8 protein-coding genes and 8 pseudogenes are annotated in these 12143 nt (G+C 74.5%); 10 read left to right on the top strand and 6 right to left on the bottom strand.

Features of this window, described 5'->3' with window-relative positions:
- Positions 1 to 474: 474 nt before the first annotated feature.
- From hisH to UK94_RS35735, 5 genes and pseudogenes are all read right to left on the bottom strand, one after another.
- The gene (hisH, locus tag UK94_RS00830; protein ID WP_055748286.1) at positions 475 to 1104 is read right to left on the bottom strand and encodes an imidazole glycerol phosphate synthase subunit HisH; all 630 of its coding nucleotides are present in this window, start codon (positions 1102 to 1104) and stop codon (positions 475 to 477) included.
- Positions 1101 to 1688, bottom strand: coding sequence for an imidazoleglycerol-phosphate dehydratase HisB (hisB, locus tag UK94_RS00825; RefSeq protein ID WP_011606114.1), 588 nt, complete (start codon positions 1686 to 1688; stop codon positions 1101 to 1103). Before hisB ends, hisH begins: the two co-directional genes overlap by 4 nt.
- A 179-nt stretch (positions 1689 to 1867) precedes the next feature.
- Positions 1868 to 3076, bottom strand: a complete 1209-nt coding sequence (locus UK94_RS00820; protein WP_055748285.1) for a histidinol-phosphate transaminase — start codon at positions 3074 to 3076, stop codon at positions 1868 to 1870.
- Positions 3073 to 3861: pseudogene (gene hisD, locus UK94_RS35740) on the bottom strand (histidinol dehydrogenase); the annotation flags it as partial. The gene UK94_RS00820 and the pseudogene hisD, both read right to left, overlap by 4 nt.
- 1 nt (position 3862) lies before the next feature.
- On the bottom strand, positions 3863 to 4368 hold a 506-nt coding region (locus UK94_RS35735; protein WP_235486017.1), incomplete at its 3' end, for a histidinol dehydrogenase.
- Positions 4369 to 4838: 470 nt separating this feature from the next.
- On the opposite strand from UK94_RS35735, the pseudogene UK94_RS35730 reads away from it, so the two are divergent.
- The 10 genes and pseudogenes from UK94_RS35730 to UK94_RS00790 all read left to right on the top strand — a co-directional run.
- Positions 4839 to 5011 (top strand): annotated as a pseudogene (locus tag UK94_RS35730) (bis-aminopropyl spermidine synthase family protein); the annotation flags it as partial.
- A 1-nt stretch (position 5012) separates the two neighbouring features.
- Positions 5013 to 5602: pseudogene (locus UK94_RS35725) on the top strand (bis-aminopropyl spermidine synthase family protein); the annotation flags it as partial.
- Position 5603: 1 nt separating this feature from the next.
- A pseudogene (locus UK94_RS35720) lies at positions 5604 to 6353 on the top strand (putative methyltransferase); the annotation flags it as partial.
- Positions 6354 to 6426: 73 nt separating this feature from the next.
- Positions 6427 to 7332 carry a response regulator transcription factor gene (locus UK94_RS00805; RefSeq protein WP_235486015.1) on the top strand — a complete coding sequence of 302 codons (906 nt, stop codon included), beginning with the start codon at positions 6427 to 6429 and terminating at the stop codon, positions 7330 to 7332.
- A gap of 512 nt (positions 7333 to 7844) precedes the next feature.
- Positions 7845 to 7999: pseudogene (locus UK94_RS35715) on the top strand (HAMP domain-containing protein); the annotation flags it as partial.
- A 1-nt stretch (position 8000) separates the two neighbouring features.
- On the top strand, positions 8001 to 9065 hold a 1065-nt coding region (locus UK94_RS35710), incomplete at its 5' end, for a HAMP domain-containing sensor histidine kinase (protein WP_235486013.1).
- A 232-nt stretch (positions 9066 to 9297) separates the two neighbouring features.
- Positions 9298 to 9616, top strand: a pseudogene (locus tag UK94_RS35705) (O-methyltransferase); the annotation flags it as partial.
- Position 9617: 1 nt separating this feature from the next.
- Positions 9618 to 9847, top strand: a pseudogene (locus UK94_RS35700) (class I SAM-dependent methyltransferase); the annotation flags it as partial.
- Position 9848: 1 nt separating this feature from the next.
- Positions 9849 to 9975, top strand: a pseudogene (locus UK94_RS35695) (O-methyltransferase); the annotation flags it as partial.
- Between the two features lie 134 nt (positions 9976 to 10109).
- Positions 10110 to 10553 (top strand): carboxymuconolactone decarboxylase family protein, encoded by a 444-nt coding sequence (locus UK94_RS00790; RefSeq protein ID WP_041939607.1) that lies wholly within the window; start codon positions 10110 to 10112, stop codon positions 10551 to 10553.
- 25 nt (positions 10554 to 10578) lie between these two features.
- Here the strand turns inward: UK94_RS00790 and UK94_RS00785 are convergent, their stop codons facing one another.
- On the bottom strand, positions 10579 to 11460 hold the full coding sequence (locus tag UK94_RS00785) for a glucose 1-dehydrogenase (protein WP_055748280.1): 882 nt from the start codon (positions 11458 to 11460) through the stop codon (positions 10579 to 10581).
- Positions 11461 to 12143 lie beyond the last annotated feature (683 nt).

Raw genomic sequence — 12143 nt, 5'->3', positions numbered from 1 at the left:
GGGCGAGCCGACCTGGGACGACGTCCGGGTCGCGACCGCGCCGAACGCGCCGCACGACTTCCTCCGCAACTGGCGCGGCGAGTTCACCTGGATGTTTCGGGCGGNCGGCGACGAGGGGCGGTGCGTCGAATATCTGATGGGCAACCATGTGATCGCCGAGCGGATGTTCCGCCATGACCCGGGGGTGCTGCTGCACGCCCCGCTGCGGACCACGATCCACACCGACCGGGCGGGCACGACCTGGTTCAGCGTCGACCAGCCGAGCACGCACTTCCGCAGCTACGGCAGCCGGGCGATCACGATCGTGGGCATCGAGCTGGACCTGAAGCTGGNCGCCCTGCTGGAGCACCTGGGCCTGCCCGTGCCCGCGGCGCTCACCGCCGGCCGGGTCCCCGCCCACGCCGGCTGACTCACCCCGCCGCCGACCCGGCACCAGCGGCGGCGATGGCGGCGGCGATCGCGATGGTGCCGCCGTCAGGACAGGGTGGCGAGCCAGTTGGTCAGCAGGTGCGCGCCGGCGTCGCCGGACTTCTCGGGGTGGAACTGGGTGGCGGCCAGGGCGCCGCGCTCGACGGCCGCGGCGAACGGCTCGCCGTGCTCGCCGATCGTGTCGCCGGCGTCGGGATCGGCCTTCGCCGCGTAGGAGTGGACGAAGTAGAAGCGGGTGTCCGCGGGCAGCCCGGCGAACAGCACGGACGCCGCGGGCGGGCGCACCGTGTTCCAGCCCATGTGCGGCAGGATCGGCGCGGCGAGGCGCCGCACCTCGCCGGCCAGCACGCCGAGCCCGGCCGTGCGCACGCCGTGCTCGTCGCCGAGCTCGTAGAGCACCTGCATGCCCACGCAGATGCCGAGGACCGGCCGGCCTGCCGCCACCCGTTCCCGCACGACCGGCCCGGCGCCCACCCGGTCGAGGCCGGCCATGCAGGCCGCGTAGGCGCCGACGCCGGGCACGACCAGCCCGTCGGCGTCCAGAGCGGCATCAAGATCATCGCCGACCGTCACGTCGGCGCCGACCCGGGCGAGGGCCCGCTGCGCCGAGCGCAGGTTACCCGAGCCGTAGTCGAGGACCACGACCCGCGGGCGCCGGCCCGTCGGCCCGGTCACAGCACACCCTTGGTGGACGGGACGCCGGCCACCCGGGCGTCGAGCGCCACCGCGTCGCGCATGGCCCGGGCGACCGCCTTGAACTGGGCCTCGACGACGTGGTGGGCGTTGCGGCCGGACAGTACCCGCACGTGCAGCGCGATCCGGGCCGACGCGGTGATCGACTCGAAGATGTGCCGGGTCAGCGTGGTGTCGTACGTCCCGATCAGGCCGACGAGGTCCGGCTCGACGTGGACGCAGTACGGCCGGCCGGACAGGTCGACCGCGGCCTGGGCGAGGGCCTCGTCGAGGGGGACCAGCGCGTCCCCGAAGCGGCGGATGCCGGCCTTGTCGCCCAGGGCCTCGCGCAGCGCCGAGCCGAACGCGATCGAGGTGTCCTCGACCGTGTGGTGGGAGTCGATGTGCAGGTCACCGCGGGTTCGCACGGTCAGGTCGAACCCGCCGTGCTTGCCGAGCTGGGACATCATGTGGTCGAAGAACGGCACGCCGGTGTCGGAGCTCGCCACGCCCGTCCCGTCGAGGTCGAGCTCGACCAGCACGTCGGACTCCAGCGTCTTGCGTTCGATCCGCGCGGTGCGGGCCATCGGGGCTTCCTCGGTCTTTCTCGGTCACGGGTGGGACCGGCGGAGCGGAGCGGCTGAGGGGGCGGCAGGGCGAAAGCGGCGGGACGAAAGCGGCGGGACGAAAGCCGCGCGGCGAGGTGGAAGCGGCAGGGCGGAAGCAGCAGGGCGGAAGCGGCAGGGCGGCAGCAGGAGCGGCGGGGTCAGCCCCCGGCCAGGGTGACGATGCCGTCCGCGGCGACGTCGCTGCCGGCGAGGACGCGGCCGAGCGCGGCGAGGAACGCGTCGACCTCGGCGGGCAGGCCGGCGGTGACCCGCAGCCAGCCGGGCAGGCCGACGTCGCGGACGAGCACCCCCGCGTCGAGCAGGCCGCGCCACACCGCACGCTGGTCGGCGAACAGGCCGAAGAACACGAAGTTCGCGTCGCTGGGCGCGAGCCGCAGGCCGAGGGCCCCCAGCTTCACCACGATACGGTCCCGCTGCGCCTTGACCGCCTCCACCGTGGCGAGCAGCTCGTCGGCGTGCGCGAGCGCGGTACGGGCGACGGCCTGGGTGAAGCTGGACAGGTGGTAGGGCAGCCGGACGAGCTGCAGCGCGTCGACGACGGCGGGGTGCGCGGCGAGGTAGCCGACCCGGGCGCCGGCGAGGGCGAACGCCTTGCTCATCGTGCGGGTGACGATGAGGCGCGGGTGGCGGGGCAGCAGCGTCAGGGCGCTGGGCACCCCGGCCCGGCGGAACTCGGCGTACGCCTCGTCGACGACGACCATGCCGCTGCCGACGCGCGCCATCGCCTCGCAGGCGGCGACGACGACGTCCAGGGGCAGGGCCGTGCCGGTCGGGTTGTTCGGCGAGCAGAGAAACAGCAGCGCCGGGCGGTGGCGCTCGACGGCCGCGGTCACGGTCTCTGCGGAGAGGGTGAAGTCCGCCGCGCGCTCCTCGCGGACCCACTCGGTCGCCGTGGCCAGGGCGATGAGCCGGTGCATCGAGTAGGACGGCTCGAAACCGACCGCGACCCGCCCGGGGCCGCCGAACGCCTGGCAGAGCTGCTGGAGGATCTCGTTGGAGCCGTTGGCGGCCCAGACCTGGGCGGTGTGCACGCCGAACCCGGCGTCGGGCGTGAGGTAGTAGGCGAGGTCGGCGCGCAGGGCCTCGGCGTCGCGGTCGGGGTAGCGGTTGGCCTCGGTGGCGACGAGGGTCGCGGCCTTGCCGAGCGCGTCGACCAGGCCGATCGACGGCGGGTGCGGGTTCTCGTTGGTGTTGAGCAGCACCGGCACGTCAAGCTGCGGCGCCCCGTAGGGGGACAGCCCACGCAGGCTGTCGCGCAGCGGCAGCCCGTCGATGTCGAGCGGGCGCCAGGGCCGGTCGTCCCCGGCAGGGCCGGCCTCGGCGGGGTGGGACGCCTGGATCGTCATCGGAATCGAGCCTCCACGGCGTCGGCGTGTGCGGTGAGATCCTCGGCCCCGGCGAGCGCGGCGAGGCGCGGGGCGACGGCGTGCAGCGCGTCGCGGGTGGACTCGACGACGTGGACCTGGCGCTGGAAGGCGGCCACGGCCAGGCCGCCGGAGTGCCGCGCCGTCCCGCCGGTGGGCAGGACGTGGTTGGAACCGGCGAGGTAGTCGCCCAGCGGGACGGGGGCGTGGGGGCCGACGAACACCGCCCCGGCGTGGCGCACCCGGGCGGCGACCGCGGCCGCGTCGGCGGTCTGGACCTCCAGGTGCTCGGCCGCCCAGGCGTCGGCGACCGCGAGGCCGGCGTCGACGTCGGCGACGAGCGCCACGGCGCCCTGGCCGGCGAGGGCCTCCTCGACCCGCTCGCGGTGGCGCGTGGCGGGCACCTGCTTGCCGAGCTCGATGTCGACGGCGTCGGCGAGTTCCACCGACGAGGTGACGAGCAGGCAGGCCGCCATCGGGTCGTGCTCGGCCTGGGCGATGAGATCGGCGGCGACGAACGCCGGGTCCGCGGTGGCGTCGGCGAGGATCGCGACCTCGGTGGGGCCGGCCTCCGCGTCCACCCCCACGACGCCGCGCACGAGCCGCTTGGCGGCCGTCACGTAGACGTTGCCCGGGCCGGTGACGACGTCGACGGGCGGGCAGCTCGCGGTGCCGTAGGCGGCCATCGCGACGGCCTGGGCGCCGCCGGCGGCGTAGACCTCGTCGATCCCGAGCAGGGCGCAGGCGCCGAGCACGACCGGGTGCGGNAGGCCGTCGTTGTCCCGCTGCGGCGGGGAGAACACGGCCAGCGAGCCGACCCCGGCCTCCTGGGCGGGCACCACGTTCATCACGACGCTGCTCGGGTAGGCGACCCGCCCGCCGGGCACGTACAGCCCGACCCGCTCGACCGGCACCCACCGCTCGGTGACCGTCAGGCCCGGCCCGACCTCGATCGTGACCGCCTCGCGCAGCTGCGCGCGGTGCACCACCCGGCTGCGGCGGATCGCCTCGACGAGCGCGTCGCGCACGGCCGGATCGAGGGCGTCGGCGGCGGCGTCGAGCGCCGCCTGCGGCACCCGCAGGCTGGCCGGACGCACGCCGTCGAACCGGGCGGCGGCGTCCAGAACGGCCGCGTCGCCGCGGGTCCGCACGTCCTCGCAGACGGGACGGACGGCGTCGACGGCGGCGTCCACGTCGATCGCGGCCCGGGGCAGCAGACGCCGGACATCGGCCGCGGAGGGCACCGCACCCCGCAGATCAAGCCTTCTGAGCACGATACGAGACTAGCCGCCGAGCCGGGGGGCGGTGAAATCACAGCTCGCGGCGGGGTGTCACGCTCATCTGCGTGACCGACACCCGTACCCCGCCGCCCCCGGCCGGTCCGCCGCCCACCCCCGATGCGCCGGCGGGGTCCGTGACCGTGCCCGGGGAGTCGTTGGCGACGCTGCTGCACGGCTACCGGGTGCACGCACGGGCGCCCCGCGGCGTGGTGGCGGCGCTGACCGAGCGGCCGCGGACCCTGCGCGCCCTGATCCAGGACTCGGGGCTGCCGCGCCGCTCGGTCGAGGAGATCCTTGGCTGCCTCGGCGACGATCTGCGGACCGGGGCCGGTGGGACGTTCGTGCTGCGGCCCGCCGCCGTCGACCGCTACCGCGCCCTGATCGACTACGACGAGCTGCGCGCGGNCACCCCGCTCGACTCCCTCGCCGCGGCGATCGGCCGCAACGATGCGCTGGTCACGACGATGCACGAGCTCATCGCCTCGGCCCCGCGCCCTCGAGCCGAGCTGGACCACGTGCCGGCCACGGCGGCGACGGTGGTCCGCCGGGCCGTCTGGCTGGCGACCCACTACGACCTGCGCGACGCCCATCTGCTGTGCGTGGGCGACCACGACCTGACGTCGCTGGCCGTCGTCCTNCTGGCCGCCGCCGCGGCCTCGGCCCCGGGCGCTGCCCCGGGCTCGGCGCGGCGCGGGCCCGCGGTCACGGTGGTGGACATCGACGAGGACCTGCTGGAGTTCCTCGACCGGTCGGCCCGGTCGCGGGGCGTGCGGCTGCGATGCCTGTACGCGGACCTGCGCTTCGGGCTGCCGCCGTCGGTGGCGGGCAGCGCCGATCTCGCCTTCACCGACCCGCCCTACACCCCGCAGGGCGTGTCGTTGTTCGCCGCCCGCGGCGCCCAGGGCCTCGCCGACCGGGAGCGCGGCCGGGTCCTCGTCGCCTACGGGTTCAGCGACCGGGTGCCCACCCTCGGCTGGAAGGTGCAGCGGGCCCTGCTCGACCAGGGGCTCGTCTTCGAGGCGATCTGGCCGGCCTTCCACACCTACGAGGGCGCGGAGGCGGTCGGCGCCCGCGCCGACATGTACGTCTGCCAGCCGACCCCGGCCACCTGGAAGCACCTCGACCGCCCGGCGCCGGCGCGCGGGCCGGTGCCGACGGCGATCTACACCCGCGGCCGGCAGTCCACCGAGAGCCGGCCGGTACCGCCGGCGCAGCCCGTCCTCGCCGCNGCCACCGCATTCCTCGCGGCGGCGCCGGGCCGGTCGGTCTTCGTCGGCGAGCGCCCGGAGCTGGCCGCGGCGGCCCACGCACACCTTGCGACGGTCCTCGAACGCGGGTTGCCGACGGCCGCCGCCGGAGCGGGCGGGCCGCTGTCCGCCGTCGCCGACCTGTCCGACGATCCGGGCCCGTGGCTGACGCGGCTGCTGCTGGCCGTCAACGCCGACCGGCTCGCCGTGATCGTGACCGCCGATCATCCCGTCCTGGGCGCCGGGGGCAGCCGGTCGGATGCCCTCGACCCGCTGCGGGCGAAGTGGGTTCCCACGCCCGAGCACGACGCCACCGCCGATCACCACGCCACCGCCGATCACCACGCCGCCACCGATCACCAAGGCGGCGGCGATCACCACGGCGACGGCGGGGACGGGGCCTGGGGTGGTGCCCGCCTGGTGACGTTCGCCGCGGTCGACCCCGCCGACCTGGATCCCGGCATGCGCCTCGCCCGCTGGCTGCTGGACCGGCCGCACGGCAAGATCGGCAACGTCTGGCGCGACGGCCTGATCCGCGTCGTCCGGACGGCCGAGGGCCGGGCGCCGTCCCAGCGGGAGGCCCTGGCGGCCGCGCGCCGGGCCGTCGCCGATCCCGATCTGCTCGCCGCCCGGCTGATCGACCTGCCGCGGCACGCACTTGCCTCGACGCTCGCCGCCGCGGTGACCAGCGTCGAGCCGCTTCGCGAGGGCGAGGCCGCCGCGGGTGGGTGAGGGGTCGGCGACGCGGCGCTCACACCCGCGGGGACGCCGCACTTCGCCCCACTGGACGTCCTACGCTGGGAAGATGGCGACGCCCGCAGGCCACCACCGCACGGGACGGATGCCGGACCCGCCACGCCAGCCCGATCCCGGCGGCGCCCGGGTCCTGGTGGTCGAGGACGACGACGGGCTCGGGACGCAGCTCGTCCGCGGGCTGGACCGGGCCGGCTACACGGCGAGCCGGGTGCGCACCGGCGGCGCCGCCCTCACCCAGATCGCCGGTCCCACCCCGCCCGACCTGGTGCTGCTCGACCTGGGCCTGCCGGACATGGACGGCGCGCAGGTGTGCGGACGCATCCGCGAGCGCACCGACATCCCGGTGATCGTCGTGACGGCCCGGGGGGACGAGGCCGACCGGGTCGAGGCGCTCGACCTGGGCTCGGACGACTACCTGGTCAAGCCGTTCGGATTTGCCGAGCTGCTGGCCCGGATGCGGGCCGTGCGCCGGCGCACCGCCGGGCGGACCGGCGGTGGGGACGCCGACCTGCTCCGGCACGGCCCGCTCACGCTCGACCGGCGCAGCCGCCGGATCACCGTCGACGGCCGCCCCGTCGCCGTCACCGCCCGCGAGTACGACCTGCTGGCCTTCCTCGCCGCCGACCCGGGCCGGGTACGGACCCGGCAGGAGATCTTCACCGGGGTCTGGGGAGACTGGTTCGGCTCGCCGAAGGTCCTCGACGTGCACATCGGCGCTATCCGCCGCAAACTGGGCAAACCGGAACTGATCGAGACGGTGTACGGGGTCGGCTTCCGGCTGGCCGGCGCCCAGGCCGCCAGGTCCCACGCCACCGCGACGCAGGCCACCGGCACGCAGAGCACCGGAACGCAGAGCACCGGCACGCGGGGCACCGGCACGCGGGGCGTGGTCGGGCCGGCCGATCCGGCCCGCCTGCCGGTGCAGGGTGGTTGGCGGCAGGAGCTGCCGGGCTGATGAGCCGGCGGATCCTCGCCGCCCAGCTCCTGCTGACCGCGGCGCTGCTCGTCGGGCTGTGCGTCCCGATGGGTCTGGACGCCACCCGGCACGACCGGGCCCTGTTCGGGCTGCGGTTGTCCGCGTCGACCGACGCCTACGTCGCCGAGGTGAAGTGGCGGCGGCTGTCACCGGACGCCGCGCCGCTGCCGGTGCCCCGCCGCGACAGCGCGGACGTGCCCCCCGACGAACTGCGCCTCTACCGGCCCGACGACACCCCCGTGGCCGACACCGGCGAGGACATCCCGGTCACGCCGCAGGACCTCGACCGTGCGCACCACCACAGCATCACGCTCGAACCGAGCGACGCCAACGGGCACCGCATGATCCTCGTGGCACCGGTGTCCAACGCGAACGGTCTGGTCGGGGTCCTCGCGGTCGCGCGCAGCGACTACGGCCTGCGGGCCTCGATCAATCAACGGTGGACGAAGATCGCCGTCGGTGGCCTGCTGGTCGCGCTGGCGGCCCNGGCGATCTCCATCCTGCTGGCCCGCTGGGTGGGCCGCCCGCTGCGCCGGCTCGGACACGCCGCCGGCGAGCTCGGCGCGGGCGACCTGACGATCCGGGCCCGGGCCGTCGGCGGCCCGCCCGAGGTCCGGGAGGTCGCGGCGACCTTCGACGCGATGGCNGACCGGATCCAGTCCCTCGTCGACAGCCAGCGGCACTTCCTCGCCGACGTGTCCCACCAGATCCGCACCCCGCTGACCGCGATGCGGCTGCGCCTGGAGCTGCTCGAACAGGACGTCGACGCCACCGTGGCCGCCGAGGTGGCCGGCACCCTGGTCGAGGTCCACCGGCTGTCCCGCATGGTCGACGGGCTGCTTGCCGTCTCCCGGGCCGAACACGCCCCGACCGCCGCCCGGCGGGTTCCCCTCGCGCCGGTGACCGCGCAGCGCTGCCTGATCTGGCGACCGGTGGCCGCCGCCGCGGACATTGCGCTGACCTGGGACGTCGACGACACGCACATCGTGACCAGCGGCCCCGGCCATCTCGAGCAGATCCTCGACAACCTGCTCAGCAACGCGCTCGAGGCCACCCCGCCCGGCGGCCGGATCCGGATCGAGTCGCAGCCGGCCCCGCCGACCCTGACCGGACCGGCGATCCGCCTCACCGTCACCGACAACGGCGGCGGCATGAGCGCCGAGCAGCGCAGGGCGGCCTTCCGCCGCTTCGGCGGCGCGGCCGGCGGGCGCGAGCTGGGACAGGCGCAACAATCCGAAAGCGAACGGGATCCCGACAGCGAACGGGATCCCGACAGCGAACGGGATCCCGACAGCGAACGGGACTCAGCCGGCGAGCGGGACCCCGACACCGAGCAGGGGTCCTGGGCCGATCGGGGATCCGGCGGCGGGCGAGGTGGCCCGGACGGGCGGGTCGCCGACCCGGACCGGACGCCGCGGCGCGCCGATCGGCGGGGCCACGGGCTCGGACTCGCGATCGTGCATGCCCTGGTGACCGCCGACGGTGGGACGATCACGCTGGCCCCCGCCGCGACCGGTGGCCTGTGCGTCGTGCTCGACCTGCCGTCGGCGAGCCCGCAGCCCGGCGAGAGCGCCGCGGCGGTTCCGCCGCAGCGGGCCGGAGCCGGCCACCTCCGGCATCCCTCGGAGCTCGGGCTCCCGGAACCGGAGTTCGGGCTCCTCGACATCGTCGACGATGCCTACCGGGACCGCGAGGCCGGGCGAGAAGCCTGACGGGCCCGCGCTGGGCCCGCCGCCGCCCGGGGTCCCATCTGTGATCTTTACCGTTTCTTTCCCGGCCGAATCGCGGTAACGCACCGGCAATCCGATGCCGGACGGTTACTTTCGCACCGAGCGACCAGGGAGGGAGTACCCACAGATCATGCCAAGAAGCCCGGCGCAACGCATTCGGGAAGTCACGGCGCTCGGTGCCGAGACGGTTCGCCGCCAGGTCGTCGGGGGTGGNGGCCGAGGTTCCAAATCCACCTTTCTCAGCGGCAGAATCGCGGCATATCTGACCGAGCACAGCTCACCGCCCGACGAGGTCCTCGACGACCTGTCGGCGGTCACCGCCGCACTGCCCGAGGCGGAGATGCAGGTGCCCGCCGAACAGGGCACGCTGCTGACCATCCTGACCGCCGCGATCGCCCCGCGGCGGGCCGTCGAGGTCGGCACCTTCACCGGCTACTCGGCCCTGTGCATCGCCCGCGGCCTGCCGACCGACGGCCGCCTGCTCTGCCTCGACGTCAGCGAGGAATGGACCACGATCGCTCGCAAGCACTGGGNGCGGGCCGGCGTCACCGACCGGATAGACCTCGTCCTCGGGCCGGCCGCCGACAGCCTCGCGGACCTCGCCGAGGAACCCACCTTCGACCTGGCCTTCATCGACGCGGACAAGGTTTCCTACCAGCGCTACTACGACCTGCTTGTTCCCCGCATGAACCCCGACGGGGTCATTATCGTGGATAATGTTCTCCAATACGGTGAAGTCGTGCGCCCGCGCTCGGAGAATCCGGNGGTGGTCGCCGTCCGGGAGTTCAACCGGCTGCTCGCCGCCGATTCCCGGGTACAGGTCGTGATGCTGCCGATCGCCGACGGGCTGACCATCGCCCGCAAGCTGCCCTCCCCTCGCGGCGGCGACTGACGCGGGCGCGGCGGGCGGGCGGGCGGCATGTCACACCGCGGCCGGCGGCCCCGTCCCTCCCCACAGGGGTCGCCGTTCGGGTGGCCCCGCCCCGGGGCGGCACGGCCCCGGCCAGTCGGGAAGGGGATCAGGAGATGACCCAGCGGGTGAACGTGGCGGAGGTCGCGCCGGAGGGGTATCGGGCGATGCTCGGCCTGGAGCGCTACGTCCGGCAGAACGTCGACGGCACGGTCCTTGAGCTGGTCAAGCTAAGGGCTTCGATCATCAACGGCTGCTCGTTCTGCGTGGACATGCACAGCCGGGACGCCCTCGCGGCCGGAGAGTCCTCGCGCCGGCTGTTCGCAGTCGGGGCCTGGCGGGAGGCGCCGTTCTTCGACGAACGCGAACGCGCGGCGCTCGCGCTCACCGACGAGGCCACCCGGCTCGGCCCGGACGGCGTGACCGACGAGACCTGGGCACTGGTCACGAAGAGCTGGTCGGAGAAGGAGGCCGCGGACCTGATCCTCGCCATCGTGACGATCAACGCGTGGAACCGGATCGCGATCCCGAGCCGTCTGAGCCCACCCATCGACGCCTGAGCCGAACTCTCCCGAGGGAGCGGTGTCACAGGGTGACGGAGGTGTCTCCGGGGTAGAGGGTCCAGCCGTCGCCCGCGCGACCCCAGCCGCTGGACGCCCAGGCGCCGCCGTCGATGTTGAGGGTGACGCCCGTGATGTACTTCGCCCGGTCGGAGCTGAGGAACACCGCCGCGTCGCCGACCTCGTCGGCGTGGCCCTCGCGGCCGAGCGGGACGTAGCGCTCCACCTCGGTCCGGCGCTCCGGCGACAGCGGCGGCAGGTTGTCGGGGTCGACCGGGCCGGCGAAGATGCCGCGCATGCCGGCGGTGGCGGTGTGGTCGGGCGCCAGCGCGTTGACCCGGATCTGGTCCTCGCCGAGTTCGAGGGCCATCGTCCGGGTGAAGGAGATCATGCCGGCCTTGCAGGCGGCGTAGACGGCGTAGAGCGGCGCCGCGCGCTGCCCCTCGATGCTGGTGATGTTGAGGATCGACCCGCCGGCACCGCCCGCGGCGATCAGCGGCGCGGCGGTCGACGTCGCCGCGATCATGCTGACCAGATTGATGTCGATGTGCCGGCGCCAGCTGCGCTCGCTCTGCTTCAGGAAGCGGTTCGCCTTCACCCCGCCGGCGTTGTTGACGAGGATGTCGAGCCGACCGAACTCCCCGTGTGCGGCGGTGATCGAGCCGGCCAGTGCCTCGGTGTTCATCACGTCGGTGGGCAGCGTCAGCGCCGTGCCGCCCGCCTTCTCGATGATCTCGAGCGTGCTCGCGGCACGCTCCGGATCGATTTCGACCAGCCCCACCGACACCCCGACGCGGGCCAGCGCCACCGCGATGGCCTGCCCGATGCCGGCCCCGGCGCCGGTGACCACCGCGGCCTTCCCGGCCAGGCCCAGCTCGAACGACTGCTCCGGGATCGCCTGCGTCATCGTCGCTGCTCCTCTGGCACGGCTGGACGGGTTCGGGCACTGCGGGACAGCAGCAGCACCTGGTGAGACACCAAACCATCACGCACCGACCAGCGGCAACCGGACGCCAGCGCCGGACCGATATGCGTGCCGTGCCGGCGCTGGAGCCTTCTGAGGCCGGCGGCTACCGTACGCGCGTGACCTCTGTCGCGCAGGAGCCACCAGGTGAGGCCGTCGCAGTGCCGGGCGGGTCGCTGTGGACCCTGTCGCGGGGGTCGGGGCCGCCGATGGTTCTCGCGCATGGCGGGCCAGGGCTGTCCAACAACCTCGAACCCGTCGCGGGGATGGTCGACGATGTCGCGCGCGTACACCTCTACGACCAGCGAGGCTGTGGACGCTCTCGGGCGAGCGGGCCGTTTGACATCGCCACCCTCGTGGCCGATCTGGAGGCTCTGCGCACGCACTGGCGGCATGAGCGTTGGGTGGTCGGCGGCCATTCCTGGGGTNCGGCGCTCGCGCTGTTCTACGCTCTCGCGCACCCTGACCGCACGCTCGGCGTCATCTACCTGGCGGGGACGGCCATCCGCTGGGGATGGAAGGACGGCGTGCAACGCGAGCGGCTGAGTCGCCTCACCGCGGCTGAACGCCAGGAGTTGACGGCGCTCGGCGCACGCCTGGAAAGCAACGGGGACGAACGCGACCGG

It is taken from the genome of Frankia sp. AvcI1 (assembly GCF_001420875.1).
GTDB lineage: Bacteria > Actinomycetota > Actinomycetes > Frankiales > Frankiaceae > Frankia > Frankia alni.
The sequence above is the reverse complement of the archived record's forward strand: the minus strand, read 5'-3'. Positions and strand labels throughout refer to the sequence as shown.